The following is a 20,949-nucleotide window of genomic DNA, read 5'->3' on the forward strand; positions in this document are numbered from 1 at the left end:
GGTGCCGCCACGTCCTGGCATCATGCAAGGAGCGCTGTGACCGAATCATCCCGCGTGCGGATCGTCGAATCCGCTGATGTCTCCTCGGATGCCTCCATCGGCGACGGCTCCTCGATCTGGCATCTCGCACAGGTGCGGGAGCAGGCGCAGCTCGGCGAGAACTGCATCATCGGGCGGGGGGCCTACGTCGGCACCGGCGTCGTCATGGGCGACAACTGCAAGGTGCAGAACTACGCGCTCGTCTACGAGCCGGCGCGGCTCGGCGACGGTGTCTTCATCGGGCCGGCCGTGGTCCTCACCAATGACACGTATCCGCGGGCCATCAACCCGGACGGCTCGATCAAGAGCGCGCACGACTGGGAGCCCGTCGGCGTCACGATCGAGACGGGCGCGGCGATCGGTGCCCGGGCGACGTGCGTCGCCCCGGTCACCATCGGCGCGTGGGCGACGGTCGCCGCGGGAGCGGTGGTCGTCAAGGACGTCCCGGCGTATGCACTCGTGGCGGGTGTGCCCGCCAAGCGGATCGGCTGGGTCGGCGAGTCCGGCGTACCGTTGACCGCCGGTGCCGAGGCCGGTGTATGGATTTGCCCGCAGAGCGGCGAACGCTATGCGGAGAACGATGGAACCCTGACCAAGGAGGCAGTGTGAGCGAGTTCATCCCCCCGGCGAAGCCGATCATCGGCGACGAGGAGCGCGAGGCCGTCGACCGGGTGCTCCGCAGCGGCATGGTCGCCCAGGGGCCGGAGGTCGCTGCCTTCGAGGCGGAGTTCGCCGATCACTTCGTGCAGGGGCGTCCGTCCGTCGCCGTCAACAGCGGCACCGCCGGCCTGCACCTCGGGCTGCTGGCTGCGGGCGTCGGTGCGGGCGATGAGGTCATCGTTCCGTCGTTCACATTTGCCGCGACCGGCAACTCCGTCGCACTCACCGGCGGCACGCCGGTCTTCGTCGACATCGAGCCGGAGACCTTCTCCCTCGATCCGGCCGCCGTCGCCGCCGCCATCACCCCGAACACCAAGGGCATCCTGCCCGTGCATCTTTACGGGCACCCGGCCCGCATGCGCGAGCTCGAGGCGCTGGCCGCTGACCGCGGTGTCGCGCTGTATGAAGACGCCGCGCAGGCGCACGGCGCTTCGCTGGACGGCCGCCCTGTCGGCACGTTCGGACAGTTCGCCATGTTCAGCCTCTACCCGACGAAGAACATGACCAGTGGTGAAGGTGGCATGGTCACGGCGGAGAACGCCGGGATCGCCCGGATGCTGAAACTGCTCCGCAACCAGGGCATGGAGCGTCAGTACGAGAACGAGATCGTCGGCTTCAACGCCCGTATGACCGACATCCACGCCGCCATCGGGCGTGTGCAGCTGACGAAGGTCGACGCGTGGACGGCTCAGCGCCAGGCGAACGCCGCGTTCCTGGATGCCGAGCTGCGAGGCGTCATGACGCCTCCGGTCGCCGAGGGCGCCGTGCACGTCTACCACCAGTACACGATCCGCGTCCCCGAGGACCGTGACGGCTTCGTCGCGGCTCTCAAGGCGGAGCACAATGTGGGCTCGGGCGTCTACTATCCGATACCGAATCACCGCCTGCCGTCGCTCGCACCCTACGCACCGGATCTGGACCTGCCCGAGACCGAGCGCGCCGCCCGCGAGGTGGTGTCGCTGCCGGTGCACCCGTCGCTGTCGCAGGACGACCTCGATCGCATCGTCACCGCAGTGAACACCCTCGCGGGAGCGGGCGCCTGATGGTGTTGCGGGCGGGTCTGCTCGGCGTTGGGATGATGGGACGCCATCACGCGCGCGTCCTGCGTGAGGTGGACGGCGTCGACCTGGTCGCTATCGCCGACCCCGGAGGAGACCCGCACGGTGTCGCCGGCGACCTCAGCATCCTGCCCGACATCGAAGCCCTCATCGATGCGGGCATCGACCTCGCCGTCGTCGCCGTGCCGACGCGTTTCCACGAGGACGCGGCGCTCAAACTGGCCGCCGCCGGAGTGCACACGCTGGTGGAGAAGCCCATCGCGCACAGCATCGAGGCCGGACAGCGCATGGTGGACGCGTTCGAGAGCGCGGGCCTGGTCGGCGCGGTCGGTCACATCGAGCGCTTCAACCCCGCGCTGCAGGAGCTGCGCCGTCGGATCGAGGCCGGTGAGCTCGGTGCGGTCTACCAGGTGGCGACGCGCCGGCAGGGGCCGTTCCCGTCCCGCATCGCCGACGTCGGAGTGGCGAAGGACCTCGCCTCGCACGACGTCGACCTCACGGCCTGGGTCGTGCAGTCCGACTACGAACGCGTGTTCGCGCAGACGGCGTTCAAGAGCGGCAGAGAGCATGAGGACATGATCACGATCACCGGGCGCACCATGTCGGGTGTCATCGTGAATAACATCGTCAATTGGCTCTCGCCCATGAAGGAGCGGTTGACCGTGGTCACAGGCGAGAAGGGCGCGTTCGTCGCCGACACCTCGACCGGCGATCTCACGTTCTACGCGAATGGCACCATTCCGCTGGAGTGGGAGTCCGTGTCGACGTTCCGTGGCGTGTCCGAGGGCGACGTCACCCGCTACGCCTTCGCGAAGCGGGAACCCCTGCGCGTCGAGCACGAGGCGTTCCGCGACGCGGTCCTGGGAGCCGACAGCGACGTGGTGACGATGGCCCAGGGCTTGCGCACGCTCGCAGTCGTCGAGGCCGCGCTGGAGTCCGCGCGCACGGGCAGCTCGATCACGATCTGAGGCCCGAGGGGTCCGGAGGGATGACTCAGCACGAGCTCCTTCCGGATCTCGGGCTCAGACGATCGCTTCCAGAGCGTCCAGGAACACCCGGCTCTGGGCGTCACGCGTGAACTGCGTGCCCTCGGCGAGCGATGGGGCCTGTACGCGTCCGGTGCGCGACTTCTCCTCGGCCATCGCGTATAGAGCGTCCGCGATCGCCGCGGGGTCATTGCTGACGACGCCGAGCCCGTTGTCGCGTATCAGGTCGCCGGCGGCGCTGTCCTCGAGCCCGGTCATGATGATCGGGCGCGCAGCTCCGATGTACTCGAAGACCTTGCCGCTCAGCACGCCCTTCTCGCCGGGGTCGTTCCACAGCAGAAGCAGCAGCGCGTCGGAGTCGGCTTGGATCTGCAGCGACTCCGCGTGGCTCACCTTCCCGTGCTGGCGGACGGCGGCATCGAGCCCCAGCGACTCGATGGCGGCAGCGACCTCGGCCGAATGCGGACCGTAGAAGTCGACGGAAATGCGGGTGTCCGGGTGCGCACGCAGCAGCTCCGCAACGCCGCTGAGGAACGGCAGGGGATCGCGTCTTCTAGGGATCACCCAGCCGCAGTAGGCGATGCGCAGTTCGGAAGAGGACGGGTGGTACTCGAGATGCGCGAAGTCCTGGGGGTCGTAGCCATTGGTGACCACGACCGTGGGGACCCCATACGCAGCTTCGAGTTCGTCCGCGAGGGGGGCGCTGACCGTGGTGAGCAAGGCAGCGTCCGACACGTGCCGACGCTCGACAGACGAGTCCAGGCGACGTCGGAGCGCGCCGTACGGGTAGTAGGTGCTGTTGGAGAGCAGGTCACGGTAGTCGACGGCGAGCTCGGCCTCGAAGTGCTTCGCCAGTCTGGAACCGAGCATCAGGGCGCTGAACGGGCCGACGCTGGTCACGACCACGTCAGGGCGCCAGTCCCATGCGGCGGCGTGGCGCCCTGCGGCTTTCGCCCACCGGCCGTAGATGTCCGGCCAGACGAACTTCATCGCGATGGCGTAAGCGACCGACGCGGCACGGTGCCACGGCCGCGGCTTCTTCGGTTTGAGGCTCTGCACGCCGGAGACGGCCTTCATCATCGGGTCCGCCACGCGGTGGATGGTCAGCCCGGCGTGCTCCGGGACGATGAGACCCTCGTCCGCGCCGTCGCGGGTGAGCACACGCACCTCGTGCCCCGCGGAGGCCCAGAACGAGGCGAGCTTCGAGATCCGCACGGCGGCGATCTTGTTCTCGGGCGGGAAGAACGGGCAGATGAGCAGGATTCGCATGTTCCGGGTCTCCTGGGAAGGGCGGACGGGGGAGGGAGCGGACGAAGCTACGGCACAAGTCCGGCGAGCGACGCTTGGAACCGGAAGTCGGGTACCTGCGCGACGACTTCGTCGAAGGTGCCGAAGCCCAGGACGCGACCCTGATCGAGGTAGCAGACCTGGTCGTAGTGCCGGATGGTGGCGAGACGGTGCGCCACGGTGATGAAGGTCACCTTGCCGTGCAGCTCGTTCATCGATTCGACGACTCGGTTCTCGGTGGCCGTGTCGAGCGAGCTCGTTGCTTCGTCCATGACCATCACCAAGGGATCGGTGTAAAGCGCCCTGGCGATCCCGAGTCGCTGTTGCTGCCCTCCGGATACCGAGGAGCCGCGTTCGCCGAGACGCTCCTCGAGTCCACCGGGACGCTCGGCAATCTCGCTGATGTGCGCTCGTCGAAGAGCCTGGACGACACGGTCGGGATCGTAGTCCTGCTCCCACGTCAGCGCGACGTTCTGCGCCACGGAGCCGTCGAACAGTGCCACCCGCTGCGGCACATACCCCACGCGCTGACGCCACTGATGCAGGACACGGTCCACGGGGTGCCCGTCGATCTCGAGAGTTCCCGACGTCGGTACGCTGAGGCCGAGGATGATGTCGATCAGCGTGGACTTCCCGGCGCCCGAAGGACCGACGATAGCGAGGCTGGATCCGAACGGGACGCTCAGATCGAGGTCCTTCAAGACCGGTCCGCGGTCACCGTCGTAGCTGAAGGAGACGTTCCGCAACCGCAGCTCGCGGGGGTGCAGGGGCAGGCTCTCGGAGTCGCTCGGCTCGGTCTGCACGGCCGTGTTCGTCTGCGTGAGCTGTCGGATCACGTCCCTCGCGTAGACCTCGTTCGAGGATGCGGCTGTGAGGCTGGCCTGCACAGCGTTCATCGAGGGGATCATCCGGAATCCGGACGCGGCGAACAGCGATATGGCCACGACAGCCTCCGCGGCGCCGCCGGTCAGGAATGCCGAGGCGCCGATGAGGACGAATCCGCCGATCAGGGCGGCCTCGAAGGCGTAGCGCGGGACGATGGTCATGAAGGCGAGGTTCGCCCGCGATCGGGTCGCAACCGCTCGGTTCTTCGAGATGACGCGCCCGGCCTCGTCAAGCTTGCCCCGCAACGTGACCTCTTTCAGCGCCTCCACCATCTCCGTCATCACAGTCGCGACCCGATAGGAGTAGTCACGACTGCGTTGGCCTTCGGATTTCGAACGACGGGAGAGCGTGAGCGAGATGGTTCCGGACACGATCGAGAGGTAGACGAAGGCGATCAGTGCCGTCAGCGGCTGAGCGATCACGAGGATGAGCAGCGCCGCGAGGAACGTGAACAGGTTGCCGGGCACTTGGGAGAGCGCGAGAAGGAATCCGCGGTTCGCGCTGCCCACCGAGGAATCGACCACGCGCGTGAGCTCCGCAGTGCTGATCCGCGAACGGTCCTCCCAGCTTGAGTGGGTGTACGCGGCGAACAACCTGTCACCGAGGTCCAGCTCGTACCTGGCGAACCGGCGCGTGGCGCGCCAGTGCAGGGTCGCCGCGAGCACTCCCTTGAGGATGAACAGCGCGGCGACGGCGACCACGACCCAGGCCGTGGCCGACTCGGGGAGCGGGCCGAAGAACGGGATCTCGATCGGTTTGTCGGTGACGAAGGTGTTCACCGCGAGGACAATCAGGGCCAGCGCCGCGGTGTCGAGGATCGCGAGCAGGCCTGTGGCGATCGAATACCAGAGATAGAACGGGCGGGCATCGCGCGGAAGCACGCGGAACAGATCGAGCAGTGTCCGCCAGATGCTTCTCATCGGGGTGAGTCTCCTTGCTGTTTCACAGGGCTACGCCGACGCGGGAAACCCTCATGGATCCTACCCGTTGGCATTCGGGCGGATCTGTGGGCGTGCGCAGAGACGCGGAGGCGTCGCTCTTCACCCGTGTGCGAGGATGGACGGCAGCTGAACCGACGGGAGTCCGATGCGCCACGCCGCCGCCAGAGAGCAGGCTTCGGAGACCTGCCTGATCCTCCTCACGAACTGCTTCCCGTTCGCCCCCGGCGAGGAGTTCCTCGAATCGGAGATCGGCCACCTGGCGGCGGCATTCGATCGTGTGCTCCTCATCCCGGTCGTCCGCAGCGTCGGACAGACACGGAGACGGGCGACTCCGGAGAACGTCGAGGTGATCCTCCCCGAAGCCGTCAGCACGGCGAAGGCCGGCATCCGGAGAGCTCTTCGCTATGTGGTCCGGCACCCCGTCAGAGCCGCGGCGGCTTTCGGGCGCGCATTGCGATCCTTCCCCCGTCCGCGGCGGATCTTCGTAGACCTCCGTCTCGATCTGCTCGCCTGCACGGTCGCCGACGAGGTGGCAGCACCGGTTCGCGCGCGGCTCGCTCCGGGAACGCGCGCCGTGTTGTACAGCTACTGGATGATGGTGCCGGCGCGGACGGCGGTGCGACTGGCTGACCGGTTGGGCAGTCGGACGGTGCCGGTGATCAGCCGCGCACACGGCTACGACGTGTTCTCCGAGCGTAGCCCTGGCGACTTCCTGCCTCAGCGCGAGCTGCTCCTCTCCAGCGTCTCGGAGGTCTTCACCGCTTCAGAGCACGGGGCGGACTACCTCCGGACGAAGTACCCGGACTACGCCGACCGCATCAAGACTGGCCATCTCGGTGTCGCACCGGCGAGGTCGGCAGGCAACGTGGTGCAACACCCGCTGAAGGTGTACACCTGCGCCTACCTGGTGCCGGTGAAGCGCATCCCGCTGCTCATACAGGCGCTTGCCGTCGCGCAGCGTCGGGGGCTGAAGGTCACCTGGACCCACATCGGCTCAGGGGGCGGGGAGTATGCCGCTGCTGTCGAGAGACAGGCGGGCGAACACCTGGAGTCCGGAACCTTCGAGTTCCTCGGCGACCTCACCAACGACGAAGTCCGCGCGCAGTACACAGCACAGCCGGGCGGTGTGTTCGTCAACGTTTCCGAATCGGAGGGGGTTCCCGTGTCGATCATGGAGGCACTCGCACAGGGGTTTCCCGTGATCGCCACGGACGTCGGGGGCAACAGCGAACTGATCGACGTCGATGGCGGGATGTTCGACGGACTGCTCCCGGCTACGCCGACCGCCGAGGAGATCGCCGACCGACTCGAGCTGCTGACCGCTGCGGAGACGGATGACTACCGACGGTACGTGGAGGCGAGCATCGCGCACTGGCAGCGGGCATGGTCGAGCGATGCGAACTACTCCGCGTTCAGCGCACACCTGCTCGGCGCGGCGCGCGCAATCTGACAGCCTGTCCGCGCGCATCGCCCCGCAGCGGCTTGCCTAGGATGGGTGTCGTGAAGATCATGAGTGTCGTGGGCGCGCGCCCGCAGTTCGTCAAGCTCGCCCCCATCGCCCACGCCATGCAGGCTGCCGGCCACGAGCACGTCATCGTGCACACCGGCCAGCACTACGACCCGATGCTTTCGGACGTTTTCTTCCGCGACCTCGGCATCCCCGAGCCGGACGCGCACCTGGGTGTCGGTTCCGCTTCACACGGTGTTCAGACGGGCGCGATGCTCGCCCAGATGGATGAGGTGCTTGCGCGTTTCGAGCCGGACAGTGTCCTCGTTTACGGCGACACGAATTCCACGCTCGCGGCGGCCATCAGCGCGGTGAAGCTGCACTACCCCGTGGCGCATCTGGAGGCAGGGTTGCGGTCCTTCAACAGGGCGATGCCCGAGGAACACAACCGCGTACTCACCGACCATTCCGCCGATCTCTGCCTCGCACCCACTGAAGTGGCGATGGGGCACCTCGCAGAGGAGGGACTCTCCGCGCGGTCGGTCTTGGTTGGCGACGTCATGACCGACGTGCTGTACCAGGTTCGTGATGCTGTGATCCGCGAGGGCTCGACCGCCGCTGCAGGCATCAGTGGTCCGGGGGAGTACTACGTGGCCACCATTCACCGCGCCGAGAACACGGATAGCCCTGAGCGGCTGCGCGAAGTCGTTGCGGCCTTGGCTGCCGCGGACAAGCCGGTGATCCTGCTGGCGCATCCGCGCGTGCGCGCCAAAGCGGCCGAGCACGGCATCGCGCTCGACGCGGGCGCGTTGCGAACGCGGGATCCACTCGCGTACCCGGAGCTGATCGCCGCGGTTCTCTCGAGCGCCGGCGTCGTGACTGATTCCGGAGGCCTGCAGAAGGAGGCCTTCCTGCTGAGGGTGCCGTGCACCACAGTCCGGCGTGAGACCGAGTGGGTGGAGACGGTCGATCTCGGATGGAATGTGCTGGCGAACTCCGCGGAGGAGATCACCGCCGCACTGACGAGGCCGGCGCCCGAAGCGACCGAGGCGGCCCCGTACGGCGACGGGCATGCCGCGACACGCGCGGTGAACGCGATCGTCGCGGCTTTCGGCGGCTGAGCACTCGGCGCAGGGCGCCAGCGTGGCCATGTGGTTCTGCGATACGATTCGGCCGTGCTTCTGACTATCGGGATCCCCACCTACAACCGCGCCGAGGACGTCAGGAAGACCGTGACGGAGATTCTGGCGCACGAGGATTCTGAACTGGTCGACATCGTCGTCATCGACGACGGGGGAACCGACGACGCCGCTGAGCGCCTGCGCGCAGATCCGGCGGTCGTCGACAGGGTCCGCGTGCTGCGGAACCCGGAGAATCTGGGTTACGCAGGCACCTTTGCGAGGTTGTTCCGCGAGTGCGAGACCGAGTACCTCATGCTCACGGCCGATGACGACCGTGTCCTGATGGAGAACATCCGAGCCCTTGTGGAATACCTGAGCGACCACGCCCCCGTTTTCGTCTCTCCCCAGTTCCTCAGAGATGGGCGAGTTTCCCGGGGACGCTCGTTCACCGGGGCGATCGCCCCCAGGGACTTCCTCGCGGCATCCGCGCACGCGCCGGGCCTGGTGTATCGCGTGGAGGACTGCCTGCCCGCGCTGGGGGAGCTCGCGGAGCGAGCGGAGGCCGAGGAGGTCGACGCCCTCGTATACCCGCAGGTGCACATCGCCATGCGCCTGATGCTGGCTGGCGAACGCTGCACCTGGCTCGCGCTGCCCACCGTCGCCGAAGGTGCGTACCGGCCATCGGGTATCCGGGATGCGGCAGGGGGCCAGTACTGGTCGGTCGAGTCGCGTTGGAAACAGCTGCAGGCATACGACGCTCTTCTCTCCCGGTGGACCGCCGACGATGCGAGCGGGCGGGCGCAGGAGATGCTCACAGCGCAGCGGGACCGCGCCTTCCATGCGATCGCGAGCGCTATCCGCATGGAGCACCCTGACCTCGGCGCCGCGTTCGACGAGGGCGCTCGTCGGCGTTATCAGAGAACCCTGCGAAGCCGCATCCTTGCCGTGCCGATCGTCGGGTGGGTGGTGCGCCAGCGCCGGTCTTTCGCACGCCGATCATGACGGTGCTCCCCCTTCCGAGGGGGCTGTCGCGCGCGGGCATCATCCGCCGAATAGCCCCATAGACTGGACCCCATGCGTATCGCCGTCGTGGCCCTCGGAAAGATCGGGCTTCCCCTCGCCGTCCAGTTCGCCTCCTCCGGTCACGATGTGATCGGTGTCGATGTCAACCAGAAGGCGGTCGACATCATCAACGCCGGGCAGGAGCCGTTCCCCGGTGAGGCCCACCTGGCGGAGAAGCTGCAGGAGCTCGTCCCCTCCGGCCGTCTGCGCGCCACGACCGATTACGCCGAGGCGATCCCGGGAGCCGACGCCGTCGTGCTCGTCGCACCCGTGTTCGTGAACGACGAGACATGGGAGCCGGACTTCCAGTACATGGACTCGGCGACGCGATCGCTCGCCGAGCACCTCACGCCCGGCACCCTGGTGTCGTACGAGACGACGCTGCCCGTGGGGACGACGCGGAACCGGTGGAAGCCCATGATCGAAGAGGGCTCCGGCCTGACGGAGGGCACGGACTTCTTCCTCGCTTACTCGCCGGAGCGCGTGCTCACCGGGCGGGTCTTCGCTGACCTGCGCAAGTACCCGAAGCTCATCGGCGCGCTGTCCGACGAGGGAAACCGTCGCGCCCGCGAGTTCTACGAGTCCGTCCTGCAGTTCGACGAGCGTCCCGACCTCCCTCGCCCCAACGGTGTGTGGGACCTGGGAACGACGGAGGCCTCGGAGATGGCGAAGCTCGCCGAGACGACGTACCGCGACGTGAACATCGGTCTGGCCAACCAGTTCGGTCTGTTCGCCGCTGCACACGGCATCGACGTCTACAAGGTGATCGAGGCCTGCAACTCGCAGCCGTACAGCCACATCCACCGCCCCGGCATCGCCGTCGGCGGACACTGCATCCCGGTCTACCCCCGCCTGTACCTGTCCACCGACCCCGACGCCGACATCGTGCGCGTCGCGCGCCAGCTCAACGCCTCCATGCCGGAGCGCCTGGTGGCGCAGGCGGAAGGCATCCTCGGTGACCTGAGCGGTCTGCGAGCGGTCGTGCTCGGGGCCGCCTATCGCGGCGGCGTCAAGGAGACGGCGTTCTCCGGCGTGTTCCCGACGGTGAAGGCTCTCCAGGACCGCGGCGCGCAGGTCGTGGTGCACGATCCGCTGTACAGCGACGAGGAGCTCGGACGCCTCGGCTTCGACGCGTACGAGTTCGGCGGCGAGGCGGACCTCGTGATCCTGCAGACGGATCACGCCGACTACCGCGAAGTGTCGCCGGCGGACCTGCCGGGGGTCCGGCTGCTCGTCGACGGGCGCAACGCCACGGATGCGGCTCGCTGGGCGGGGACCCCGCGGATCGTGGTGGGCGCTGCGGCCTGATCGGCCCGGTGACCCGACCTCCCAGGCGCGCCCCGATACGATGGGGAACATGGATCTTCTCGTCGTCGGGTCGGGTTTCTTCGGCCTCACCATCGCCGAGCGCGCCGCGGAAGCGGGCCGCACGGTGACCGTCATCGACCGCCGCTCGCACATCGGCGGCAACGCCTACAGCGAGGCGGAGCCCGAGACCGGGATCGAGGTGCATCGCTACGGTGCGCACCTGTTCCACACGTCGAACGCGACGGTGTGGGAGTACGTCAACCGCTTCACGTCGTTCACGAACTACGTGCACCGCGTCTACACGACCCACAAGGGCGTCGTCTTCCCGATGCCGGTGAACCTGGGGACGATCAACCAGTTCTTCCAGGCCGCGTACACGCCGGACCAGGCTCGCGCTCTCGTCAAGGAGCAGGCGGGCGAGTTCGATGCGAAGTCCGCGACGAACTTCGAGGAGAAGGGCATCGCCCTCGTCGGCCGCCCGCTGTTCGAGGCGTTCTTCCGCGACTACACCGCGAAGCAGTGGCAGACGGACCCGCAGAAGCTCTCCGGAGACATCATCAGCCGGCTCCCGGTGCGCTACACCTACGACAACCGGTACTTCAACGACACCTGGGAGGGCCTGCCCACGGACGGCTACACGGCGTGGCTCGAGCGGATGGCCGACCACCCCCGCATCGAGGTGAAGCTGGACGTCGACTACTTCGACGAGTCCCAGCCGCTGAACAAGAAGGCGACCGTCGGTCAGGTCCCGGTGGTCTACACCGGTCCCGTCGACCGCTACTTCGACTACGCCGAGGGGGCGCTGAGCTGGCGCACGCTCGACTTCGAGCAGGAGGTGCTGGACGTCCGCGACTTCCAGGGCACCAGCGTCATGAACTACCCGGACATGGACGTGCCGTACACGCGCATCCACGAGTTCAAGCACTTCCATCCGGAGCGCAAGGACGTCTACGAGTCCGAGAAGACCGTGATCATGCGGGAGTTCTCCCGGTTCGCCGAGCGCGCCGACGAGCCGTACTACCCGGTGAACACCCCGGCCGACCGCGAGGGCCTGCTGGCGTACCGCGAGCTCGCGAAGGGGGAGAAGGACGTCCACTTCGGCGGTCGCCTCGGCACGTACCAGTACCTCGACATGCATATGGCCATCGGGTCGGCGCTGTCGCTCTGGAACAACACTCTCTCCTAGACTCGGAATCGTGAGTCACGCTGCTGTCGGGGCGCCCGGGACGCCCCGGCGCTATCTGCATTCGCTGTGGCTGCTGTCCGCGCGCGACCTCAAGGTCCGGTATGCGACCAGCTTCCTCGGTTACGTGTGGTCGGTTCTCGACCCGCTGGTGATGAGCGCGATCTACTGGTTCGTGTTCACGCAGGTGTTCAGCCGCGACGTCGGCGAGCAGCCGTACATCATCTTCCTCATCAGTGCGCTGCTGCCGTGGGTGTGGTTCAACAGCTCGGTGTCGGACTTCACCCGGGCGTTCAAGAAGGACGCCCGCCTCGTCCGCTCGACGTCGATCCCTCGTTCCATCTGGGTGAACCGCATCGTCCTCAGCAAGGGCATGGAGTTCCTGTTCTCCCTGCCGGTGCTGGTGCTGTTCATCGTCATCAACCTCCTGTTCGAGGGTCATGCCGACCAGGTCGTGCAGATCGGCTGGGGCGTGCTATGGGTGCCGGTGGCCATCCTCATGCAGACCGTGCTGCTCGTCGGGCTCGGCTTGCTCGTCGCTCCGCTGTGCGTGCTCTACACCGACCTCGAGCGCACCACCGCCCTCATTCTGCGTGCGATGTTCTACGCGACACCGATCATCTACAACGTCACGGATCTGCCCGGCATCTTCCAGACCCTCGGCGCCTTCAATCCGCTCGCGGGGATCTTCATGCTGTACCGCATGCCGTTCTTCCCCGATCAGTGGAACCCGTTCACGCTCACCGTCAGCGCCGTGATGTGCCTGCTGATCCTCGCGCTCGGCGTCTGGGCGTTCCGACGTCTCGAGCGCCCCGTCCTGAAGGAGCTGTGATGGACGCCGCTATCGTCGTGCAGAACCTCGGCGTGCGCTTCCGCCGCAACCGTCGCGGGCAGCGGAACTTCAAGGACCTCTTCGCAGGAGCGTCCCGGCGCTCGCGTCCCGGCGAGTTCTGGGCGCTGCGCGACGTCTCCTTCACCGTGCACCCGGGTGAGTCGATCGGCGTGGTCGGTCGGAACGGGCAGGGCAAGTCGACGCTGCTCCGCCTCGTGGCCGGTGTCCTCCTGCCCGATGAGGGCACGGTGAGCGTGAACGGCGGCGTCGCCCCGCTCATCGAGATTACCGGCGGATTCGTCGGCGACCTCACGGTCCGGGAGAACGTCCGCCTGACCGCCGGACTGCACGGCATGTCGAAGGACGATGTCGCCCGTCGGTACGACGACATCATCGCCTTCGCCGAACTCGCCGGATTCGAGGAGACGCCCTACAAGCACCTCTCGAACGGCATGAAGGTGCGTCTGGCGTTCTCCGTCGTCTCCCAGCTCGATGAACCCATCCTGCTCGTCGACGAGGTGCTCGCGGTCGGCGACAAGGCCTTCAGGGAGAAGTGCTACAAGCGCATCGACGAACTGCTCTCGGACGGCCGCACGCTGTTCTTCGTCAGTCACAACGAGCGCGACCTGCGCCGGTTCTGCACCAGGGGGCTGTACCTGGATCGCGGCACGCTCGCCATGGACGCCCCGATCAAGGACGTCCTGGACCGCTACAACGCGGACTACTCCGTCTGAGACGACGCACCGACCCGGAGTGTCAGAGGCCGACGAGGCCGCGCAGATCTGCCGCGGCGGAGCGTGCATCGGCGATCGCCCCTGACACTCCGGAGCCGCTCTCGATCGCCGCTCGCAGTGCTGCGAGGCGCTGCGCGTAGGTCTCCACGCCGGAGCGCCAGGGGTCCTGGATGGACGACGGCGGCAGTGCGTCGCCCAGGCGCTGCGCGTCCTGCTGGAGCGAATCCACGACAGGAAGCGCGTCCTGGCCGCTCGCTCCCGCGATGATGTCGAGTCCCCGGTCAGCGGAGTTCAGCCACCCGGACACCTTGTCGCGGAAGACCTCGACCGTCGGGTCGCCGACCGGGGGCGCGGTCGTGATCGGAGTCGGGTCCGGGGTCGCGGACGGGGCCGACGTGGCGGTCGGCGTGGGAGCGGACGTCTCGGACGGGCTTGCCGTCGGAGACGGACTCGCGCTGCCGGCGGGCTCGGGGCCACCATCGCGCGGCAACAGGAAGAACAGCAGGACCCCGACGATCGCGAGCGCCGCAACGCTCAGCCCGACGATCAGCCACACCCGGCCGGTGCGCTTCGGCGCGGGGGGAAGCGGGGCCCACCGTACCTCGGGCTGCGGCTCGTCCATGTCAGGCCTCCAGGGGGCTCATCGGCTCCCAGGTGCGATCGCGACCGATGCGGCCGCCGTCCCTGAGCCCGCGGAACAGGTTGCTCGTGCCGCGGACGGTGCGCTCCACGAAGACGAGCCGGATCAGCTCCTTGAAGAACGTCGCCGTCGTCCCGAGACCGAACAGCACGGGGTTGTAGACGCCGTGCGCCCGGTAGTACTGCTTGATGAAGGCCCGGTTGCGCATGATGTAGTAACGGTAGGCGTTGCTCGAGGCGTTCATGTGCCGGATGCCCATGTCCCATTGGCGGATCTCGCGCGTGCGGCGCAGCACGAACTCGTCGACGATGACCGCGGTGGTCAGGCGCGAGGCCAGCCACCCGTACATCTGGTCGTCCCAGTAGATGAAGAAGCGGGGGTCGGGGAGGCCGATCTGCTTCACGATCGAGCGGTGGATGAACATCCCCTCGAAGCAGCCGCTGTTCATCTCCTTGTAGCCGGAGGAATCGAAGCCTGCAGGGGCGAAGGGGATCGGGATGCCCATGCGCTCCGCGATGCGGTACTGCCAGTAGAACTCGCTGCCGTCATAGTCGTAGCGCCGTCCCTGGATGCTCTTGAAGCGCGGTGCCCAGGCGCCCATTCGGGCGAGACCGTCCGGGAGCACCTCGACGTCGTCGTCCATCATCCAGATCCACTGCGCGCCGAGGTCGTACGCCGTGCGCATGCCCTCGCTGAATCCGCCGGACCCGCCGGTGTTGACGTCGAGACGGCGATACACGAGGTCGGTGCCGATGTCGTCTCGGAAGGACTCGACCACGTCGGTCGTATCGTCCGAGGAGGCGTTGTCGATCACGATCACGTGGCCCGGCTTCGGATCCATCGCGGTGATGCTCGTGAGCAGGCCGGTCAGCAGATGCGAGCGGTTGTACGTGACGATGACGATCGCGGCGGAAGAGGGATCGAAGGCAGGAGCCTCGGTGGTCATGCCTTCTCCTCGAAGACCTGCTGCCAGGATTCGGGCGAGACGAGCTCCGGCAGTGCTTCCCGGTACTGACGCTGCAGTTCGGGCCATCGACGTCGCAGCTGAGCGTGCAGACGCACGGTGTCTCGGAGCATGCGGCGGTACTTGGCGCGGTCGCGCGTGTAGATGTTCTTCCCGGACCCGTCGGCGGCGCTCACGAGCGCGCTGTCGTACAGCGGGACGCGCCACCAGTGTGCGTCGCCCTTCCCGAACTCCACCTCCGGCCGAGCGATGTTCGCCGGGTCGGGGCGGTGCACCCAGTGCGAGAGCAGCGTCTTCAGCGTGAAGATCCGCAGTCGCAGGCCGGTCGGACTGTCGAACTCGTTCTTCGGCAGCCGCTTGTAGACCTGTCGTCCGCGGCGCGAGTGCAGCACGCGCGCAGGATCGCGATGGACCACCGTCTCCGGGTATTCCGCGGCCAGGCCGCGTGCGGCCGGCATCGCCGTGGCCAGGTTGCGGCGCATGTGGTCGGGTCCGGAGAGCACGTCGCGGAGGGCGCGATTGCGCAGTGCCACCGGGTAGTACTGCATCATCATGAGGTGCTTGAGATCGACGCGCCGGCTGTGCACGATGAGGCGGCCGCCTCGGGGTGCTCCGGAGTGCAGGAGCCCGGCGACGATCCGGTTGCGGGCGTGGAAATAGGCCTGCCAGTCGATCGAGTCGTCCTTGTTCACCCAGGAGACGTGCCAGAGCGCGACGCCGGGCATCGACACGGTCGGGAAGCCCGCCTCGCCGGCACGCAGGCAGAACTCGGCGTCGTCCCACTTGATGAAGGCGGGAAGGGACAGCCCGACCTTGCGCACCGCGTCGAGCGGGATGAGGCACATCCACCAGCCGTTGTAGTCGGCGTCCATCCGCATGTGCAGCAGCGGCGACTGGCGCAGGTTGGCGACGCCGAAGTCGTGCGGCATCTTCTCCTGGTAGAGGTTGCGCCACATGAACGGCCCCTCGTCGACGACCTCCGCCCAGCCGTGCAGCTTCGGGCGGTCGAGGAGGTCGAACATGTGTCCGCCGACGAGCACGGGCGTCGTCGCGAACTGACCGAAGACGATGGAGCGCCGCAGGGACTCCGGCTCGATGCGGACGTCGTCGTCCAGCAACTGCACGAAGTCGCTCTCCGGGCGCTGCAGGGACTCGTGCATCGCTCGGGCGAAGCCGCCCGATCCGCCGAGGTTGCCCTGGCGGATGACCTGCAGCGTCTCGCCCAGGCGCTCGGCGACCTCGGCGTAGCCGTCCTGGTCCGCGACGAGCTGCGTGCCCTGGTCGACGAGGAAGATGCGGTCGACGAACTCCAGCGCATCGGGGGAGGAGGCGAGCGCCCTCAGGGTCTCCACGCAGTAGTCGGGCTTGTTGTACGTCGTGATGCCGAGGGAAGCCTTCCCGGTGCGGGCAGGCTCCTGCTCGGTGGTCCACTCCGCGCCCTCGAGCACGGCCGGCTTCTCGTCGGCGACGATGTCGAACCAGATCCAGCCGCCGTCGCTGTACTGGGTGAGGTCGAGGTCGAACGAGGTCGTCGCCTCGCCGGTGACCTCGCGAGTGGCGACGCGCTGGCGGACTCCGCCGCCGTTGGAGCGGTAGACGAGGATGGTCGCCGGCCCCGTGGTCCGTACCGTGAGCTGCACCTCGCGGACGCTCGTCCAGTGCTGCCAGTACGACGCGGGGAAGGCGTTGAAGTAGGTGCCGAGGGAGACGCGCCGACCGGCCACGATCCGGGCGCGGTGCCGTCCCAGGATGTTGCCCAGGTGCGCGCGGCTGGAGACCCGGACCGGTTCCTCCTCGATCACCGACCACGTTTCCGGATCCGCGTACAGCGGGAGAAGATCGGGGTCGCGATCGAGCGGGAAGACGACGTTCTGAAGGACGTGGGCCACAGGGAGGTTCTCCGTTGTTGGTGCCGCGGTCGCTGCCTGAGGGGCAGCGCGCGACTCGACGAGCAGTGAGTAGCCTACCGGTGGTCGCCTTCGGATCTGCGGAGAGCCGACCCCCTGCGCTCGGCGCGTCTGGCTAGACTGGCCGCGATGAAGGTACTGATCACCGGCGGGGCCGGCTACATCGGATCGACCGTGGCGACGGCGTGCATCGAGGCCGGGATCGAGGTCGTGGTGCTCGACGATCTGTCCACCGGGCTGGCGGCCTTCGGGGAGGGACGCCACCTCTACGTCGGCGACATCGCCGACGCCGCCGTCCTCGACCGGATGCTGAGCGAGCACCCCGACATCGACGCGGTCGTGCACTGCGCCGCGCGCATCGTCGTGCCGGAGTCCGTGGCCGATCCGCTCGGCTACTACGACAGCAACGTCGGCAAGACGATCACGCTCCTCCGGCGCCTCCGCGATGCGGGCATCCCGCGCATCGTGTTCAGCTCCTCCGCCTCGATCTACGCGGGGGAGACGGGCGACGGGGTCGACGAGAGCGGGCGTCTCGCTCCCTCGAGCCCCTATGCGACCACGAAGGCCATGGTCGAGCAGATCCTCTCCGATGCCGCCGCCGCCGGGGACTTCCGGGCCATCGCGCTCCGCTACTTCAACCCGATCGGTGCCGACCCGAAGCTCCGGACCGGACTGCAGAACCCCACGCCGTCGCACGCGCTCGGCAAGATCATGCAGGCGCGCGCGGCCGGTGAGCCTTTCACGATCACCGGCACGGACTGGGCCACCCGTGACGGGTCGGGCCTGCGGGACTACATCCACGTCTGGGATCTCGCGCTCGCACACGTCGCGGCGGTGACCCGTTTCGACGACGTCGCGACGCCGGAGCAGCCGTACCAGGTGATCAACCTCGGCACCGGAGACGGTGTCACGGTCCGGGAACTCGTGCAGGCGTTCGAGCGCGTGACCGGGGCACCGCTGCCTGTGGTCGAGACCGATCGCCGGCCCGGCGACCAGGCCGGGGCCTTCGCGATCGTGGATCGGGCGCGCGAGGTGCTGGGGTGGCGTGCGGAGCGCTCTGTCGACGACGGCGTGCGCGACGCGCTCGCCTGGGCGGAGAAGCTCCCCACCGTCCGCTGACCGCCCGCCGAGCTCACTCCTGTGGGCGCAGGGTGGGAATGGTCCCCGTGTGCGCCGCGTCGATGTTCTCGCGCCACGACCGGGACTGACCGGCGCGCAGGGCGCACAGCGCGAGCATGAACCACCCGGCGCCGACGAGGGTGAAGCTCTCGAACATCGAGTCCACCGCGAGGGTCACGAGCGTGATCGGGGTCCAGGCGTAGACGACCGAGCGGCGGACGCTCGCGACCAGCCAGGAGCGGATCAACGCGATCCCGCCGAGCAGCAGGAACAGCACCAGCCCCGCCGCGCCGAGCTGCAGCAGCACGTCGAAGAAGGCGTTCAGCGCGCTCTGGTGCCGGTCGTCGAGCTGGAAGTTGATGAACGTGAAGGGGTACTCGCCTCGAGCCCAGTCGCCGAACCACCCCCACCCGGTGATGGGCTTCACGGCGACGAAGTCGAGGATCATGTTCCACAGCTCGGCCCGCATGGAGAAGTCGGAGCCGGCGTCGAGCAGCGCGATGATCTGGTGACGCAGGGCGAACGCGACGGTGAGGGCGAGAGCGACCAGGACCCCCAGCGCCCATTGCACCAGGTTCCGACGCGCCGGAGGGGTGTGGCGGACGATGGTGAGCGCGACGGTCACGATCCCCACGGCGACCGCCAGGACGAGCACCGTCGGTGAGGACGACAGGAACGCCAGGCCGCCGGCCAGGGCGACGGAGACCACGGCGAGCGGGGGGTCGACGGACTGGGTGCGCCACTCGATGACGAACGTGATCAGGGCGAGCACCGCGATGAAGCCGAGCATGTTGCGGCTGCCGAACAGCCCCTGGACCGGACCGCCGGCGGCGAGGTTGCCCTGGATGTCCAGGAACGCGAACGGGAGGTCGAGGAGCACCCCGGAGAGGATCTCCACGCCGAGGGAGACGCCGAGGAGCACGCGCAGGGTATCGCCGAGTGCACGGACGGTCTGGAGCGTGTCGCGGATGTGCCCGATGGTGATGGCCAGGAAGGCGTACCCGAAGAGCGACAGCCAGCCCAGCACGGTGTCGGAGCGGTCGGTCGTCCACACCAGGCTCACGAGCGCCCACGCGAGGAACGCCAGCAGGGAGGAGGGCGCGATGCGCAGCGGGGACAGCTCCTCCCTGCGCACCCAGAGGATCGCGGCTCCCAGGAGGCACAGGGCGGTGATGACGGTGGCGAGGGTGACCGGCGACGTCATCCGTCCGATGGCGAACGAGCCGAACACGGCGGTCAGTGCCGCGAGCGTGAAGGCCCTGGCCATCTCGGCCGAGCCGAGGAGACGGGCGAGCGGATGCACCGTCACGGCACCCGCCGCGTCGCCGTGCCGCGCTCGAAGACGAGGTCGCGCTCGCCGACGCCCACCAGCGGCACCGACTTGAGCTTGAACGACAGCAGCACCAGGAGCAGCCAGCCCCACAGCATGATCGGCGTGGACTCGGTGAGCCCCTGCACCAGGAGGACGACGGTGTACAGGCTCGGCAGCAGGGTCAGCGGGGAGTACGGGCGGTGGGCATCGAGGTCCCACCGCGGGCGATCGACGGCGAAGAACCAGGAGCGCCACAGCAGGCTGCCGTACGCCACGGCCATCAGCACGAGTCCGAGGACGCCGAGCTGCAGCAGCACGTCCAGCCACATGTTGTGGGCGTGGAACACGGTGATCCCGTGGTCGACGATCCAGCCGTCGAAGGCAGGGTCCGTGGGGACCCACGGGCTGGAGAAGCCGTTGCCGATGACCGGGTGCTCCCCGACGCGTCCCAGGACCGCCGCCCAGATCTTGTTCGAGCGGCCGGTGAGATCGGCGCTGCGGCCGAGGAGACCGAGGAGGGGCTCGCGCAGCAGCCACAGGGCGAGGGCGAGGACTGCGGTGGACCCGATCGCGACGACGTAGATCCGGGTGCGGGCGGTCGGCGACGCTGCACGGCGCATCAGCAGGGCGACGACGAGGACCACGGCGGCTGCACCGGCGCACGCGAGCGCGGTCGCGGACGCGGTGCGGAAGAGGAAGTACGCCGCGAGGATCATCCACAGCGCGAGTGTCGTCCGCCAGCGGGCCTTCGCCGCGAACAGCACGCCGAACGTGATCAGCGCGAACAGCGAGACGAGGCCGAGCAGATTCGCGTTGCCGAGGATGCCCTGGATGCGTCCCCCGTCGAACAGGTTGTCGCGGACCCAGTACCACTGGGGATCGATCTTCCCGGCGGGGATGTCCGCGAAGTTCGGCAGGAGAGGGCCGTGCAGGACCAACGACACCCACAGCTCGAGTGCGAGGGAGAGCCCGAGGATCCACTTGAAGGCGGACGACAGGGCGCGCACGATCTCGTGCCAGGTGAGCACGTGCGCGATGAACAGGCCGTTCACCGTGACGGCGGCCAGGAGCATGCCCGTGGCGACGGTGGGAACCCGCCACTGGGACCAGGCGACGGAGAGGAGGGCGAGCGCGGTGTAGCCGACGGCCGCCCAGGGGAGCCGGCGCCAGCGGAAGGGCTGCGGGCGGTTCCTCGCGAGCATCGGGACGCCGATCGCGAGGGTGGCCGCGCTGAAGAGCGCGAGCACGATCGCGGCGCCGATCTCGCCGAGCAGGTTGTACACCGCCGAGTGCGCGAACGCCACGAAGAGGACGGCGATGACGTATCCGCGCAGCAGGAGGTGCCCCGTGGACTCGCGCTCGGGCGCGGTGGGCAGGGCTGCCACCGGGTGCTTGGTGTACTGGGCCATCGCGACTCAGGCTACCGCGACGTGCCCGGATCCGACCTGTCCGTCGCACCGGGCT

At 68.1% G+C, this 20,949-nt stretch carries 18 protein-coding genes; 11 read left to right on the forward strand and 7 right to left on the reverse strand.

What is annotated here, in order from left to right; genetic code table 11:
- The first annotated feature begins 36 nt into the window (after positions 1-36).
- From AB0310_RS02375 to AB0310_RS02385, 3 genes are read left to right on the forward strand one after another with little or no spacing between them, the layout of a single operon-like run.
- A complete protein-coding gene (locus AB0310_RS02375) occupies positions 37-648 on the forward strand; it encodes an acyltransferase (RefSeq protein ID WP_232089213.1) in 612 nt (203 codons plus the stop codon).
- A complete protein-coding gene (locus tag AB0310_RS02380) occupies positions 645-1,742 on the forward strand; it encodes a DegT/DnrJ/EryC1/StrS family aminotransferase (protein ID WP_187663704.1) in 1,098 nt (365 codons plus the stop codon). Before AB0310_RS02375 ends, AB0310_RS02380 begins: the two co-directional genes overlap by 4 nt.
- Positions 1,739-2,725: a Gfo/Idh/MocA family protein gene (locus AB0310_RS02385; RefSeq protein WP_187664128.1), complete on the forward strand. Its 987-nt coding sequence runs from the start codon at positions 1,739-1,741 to the stop codon at positions 2,723-2,725. The genes AB0310_RS02380 and AB0310_RS02385 overlap by 4 nt, the downstream gene beginning before the upstream one ends.
- A 54-nt stretch (positions 2,726-2,779) precedes the next feature.
- Here the strand turns inward: AB0310_RS02385 and AB0310_RS02390 are convergent, their stop codons facing one another.
- Positions 2,780-4,012, reverse strand: coding sequence for a glycosyltransferase (locus tag AB0310_RS02390; RefSeq protein WP_366236508.1), 1,233 nt, complete (start codon positions 4,010-4,012; stop codon positions 2,780-2,782).
- Positions 4,013-4,059: 47 nt separating this feature from the next.
- Complete coding sequence (locus tag AB0310_RS02395) at positions 4,060-5,835, reverse strand: ABC transporter ATP-binding protein (protein WP_187663706.1); 1,776 nt, start codon at positions 5,833-5,835, stop codon at positions 4,060-4,062.
- Positions 5,836-6,001: 166 nt separating this feature from the next.
- Between AB0310_RS02395 and AB0310_RS02400 the strand changes: the two genes are divergently transcribed.
- From AB0310_RS02400 to AB0310_RS02430, 7 genes are all read left to right on the forward strand, one after another.
- Complete coding sequence (locus AB0310_RS02400; RefSeq protein WP_366236509.1) at positions 6,002-7,306, forward strand: glycosyltransferase; 1,305 nt, start codon at positions 6,002-6,004, stop codon at positions 7,304-7,306.
- 50 nt (positions 7,307-7,356) lie between these two features.
- Positions 7,357-8,424: a non-hydrolyzing UDP-N-acetylglucosamine 2-epimerase gene (wecB, locus tag AB0310_RS02405; RefSeq protein ID WP_259953192.1), complete on the forward strand. Its 1,068-nt coding sequence runs from the start codon at positions 7,357-7,359 to the stop codon at positions 8,422-8,424.
- 54 nt (positions 8,425-8,478) lie between these two features.
- The gene (locus tag AB0310_RS02410; protein WP_187663709.1) at positions 8,479-9,426 is read left to right on the forward strand and encodes a glycosyltransferase family 2 protein; all 948 of its coding nucleotides are present in this window, start codon (positions 8,479-8,481) and stop codon (positions 9,424-9,426) included.
- Between the two features lie 72 nt (positions 9,427-9,498).
- Positions 9,499-10,794, forward strand: a complete 1,296-nt coding sequence (locus AB0310_RS02415; protein WP_259953199.1) for a nucleotide sugar dehydrogenase — start codon at positions 9,499-9,501, stop codon at positions 10,792-10,794.
- Between the two features lie 49 nt (positions 10,795-10,843).
- The gene (gene glf / locus AB0310_RS02420; protein WP_187663711.1) at positions 10,844-11,980 is read left to right on the forward strand and encodes a UDP-galactopyranose mutase; all 1,137 of its coding nucleotides are present in this window, start codon (positions 10,844-10,846) and stop codon (positions 11,978-11,980) included.
- 10 nt (positions 11,981-11,990) lie between these two features.
- Entirely contained in the window at positions 11,991-12,809 is an 819-nt protein-coding gene (locus AB0310_RS02425) for an ABC transporter permease (protein ID WP_366236510.1), read from the forward strand.
- Complete coding sequence (locus tag AB0310_RS02430) at positions 12,809-13,543, forward strand: ABC transporter ATP-binding protein (RefSeq protein WP_366236511.1); 735 nt, start codon at positions 12,809-12,811, stop codon at positions 13,541-13,543. Before AB0310_RS02425 ends, AB0310_RS02430 begins: the two co-directional genes overlap by 1 nt.
- Before the next feature lie 22 nt (positions 13,544-13,565).
- On the opposite strand, the gene AB0310_RS02435 is transcribed toward AB0310_RS02430, so the two are convergent.
- Genes AB0310_RS02435 through AB0310_RS02445 form a run of 3 tightly spaced genes read right to left on the reverse strand, consistent with a single transcriptional unit; the run spans position 13,566 to position 17,036 of the window.
- The gene (locus AB0310_RS02435; RefSeq protein WP_259953201.1) at positions 13,566-14,165 is read right to left on the reverse strand and encodes a hypothetical protein; all 600 of its coding nucleotides are present in this window, start codon (positions 14,163-14,165) and stop codon (positions 13,566-13,568) included.
- Between the two features lies 1 nt (position 14,166).
- On the reverse strand, positions 14,167-15,129 hold the full coding sequence (locus AB0310_RS02440; RefSeq protein ID WP_366236512.1) for a glycosyltransferase family 2 protein: 963 nt from the start codon (positions 15,127-15,129) through the stop codon (positions 14,167-14,169).
- Positions 15,126-17,036, reverse strand: coding sequence for a glycosyltransferase (locus tag AB0310_RS02445; protein WP_366236513.1), 1,911 nt, complete (start codon positions 17,034-17,036; stop codon positions 15,126-15,128). The genes AB0310_RS02440 and AB0310_RS02445 overlap by 4 nt, the downstream gene beginning before the upstream one ends.
- A gap of 147 nt (positions 17,037-17,183) precedes the next feature.
- On the opposite strand from AB0310_RS02445, the gene galE reads away from it, so the two are divergent.
- Positions 17,184-18,173, forward strand: coding sequence for a UDP-glucose 4-epimerase GalE (galE, locus tag AB0310_RS02450; RefSeq protein WP_366236514.1), 990 nt, complete (start codon positions 17,184-17,186; stop codon positions 18,171-18,173).
- A 13-nt stretch (positions 18,174-18,186) separates the two neighbouring features.
- On the opposite strand, the gene AB0310_RS02455 is transcribed toward galE, so the two are convergent.
- Both AB0310_RS02455 and AB0310_RS02460 read right to left on the reverse strand, forming a co-directional pair.
- Complete coding sequence (locus tag AB0310_RS02455) at positions 18,187-19,482, reverse strand: O-antigen ligase family protein (RefSeq protein WP_366236515.1); 1,296 nt, start codon at positions 19,480-19,482, stop codon at positions 18,187-18,189.
- Positions 19,479-20,894 carry an O-antigen ligase family protein gene (locus tag AB0310_RS02460; protein ID WP_366236516.1) on the reverse strand — a complete coding sequence of 472 codons (1,416 nt, stop codon included), beginning with the start codon at positions 20,892-20,894 and terminating at the stop codon, positions 19,479-19,481. Before AB0310_RS02460 ends, AB0310_RS02455 begins: the two co-directional genes overlap by 4 nt.
- Positions 20,895-20,949 lie beyond the last annotated feature (55 nt).

Origin of the sequence: Microbacterium meiriae, assembly GCF_040702565.1 — a bacterium.
GTDB classification, from domain to species: Bacteria; Actinomycetota; Actinomycetes; order Actinomycetales; family Microbacteriaceae; genus Microbacterium; species Microbacterium meiriae.

Coding starts and splice junctions, on each gene's coding strand:
- AB0310_RS02430 (WP_366236511.1), top strand. CDS start 12,809: ATGGACGCCGCTATCGTCGTGCAGAACCTCGGCGTGCGCTTCCGCCGC.
- AB0310_RS02395 (WP_187663706.1), bottom strand. CDS start 5,835: ATGAGAAGCATCTGGCGGACACTGCTCGATCTGTTCCGCGTGCTTCCG.
- AB0310_RS02415 (WP_259953199.1), top strand. CDS start 9,499: ATGCGTATCGCCGTCGTGGCCCTCGGAAAGATCGGGCTTCCCCTCGCC.
- AB0310_RS02440 (WP_366236512.1), bottom strand. CDS start 15,129: ATGACCACCGAGGCTCCTGCCTTCGATCCCTCTTCCGCCGCGATCGTC.
- AB0310_RS02390 (WP_366236508.1), bottom strand. CDS start 4,012: ATGCGAATCCTGCTCATCTGCCCGTTCTTCCCGCCCGAGAACAAGATC.
- AB0310_RS02400 (WP_366236509.1), top strand. CDS start 6,002: ATGCGCCACGCCGCCGCCAGAGAGCAGGCTTCGGAGACCTGCCTGATC.
- AB0310_RS02435 (WP_259953201.1), bottom strand. CDS start 14,165: ATGGACGAGCCGCAGCCCGAGGTACGGTGGGCCCCGCTTCCCCCCGCG.
- AB0310_RS02460 (WP_366236516.1), bottom strand. CDS start 20,894: ATGGCCCAGTACACCAAGCACCCGGTGGCAGCCCTGCCCACCGCGCCC.
- galE (WP_366236514.1), top strand. CDS start 17,184: ATGAAGGTACTGATCACCGGCGGGGCCGGCTACATCGGATCGACCGTG.
- glf (WP_187663711.1), top strand. CDS start 10,844: ATGGATCTTCTCGTCGTCGGGTCGGGTTTCTTCGGCCTCACCATCGCC.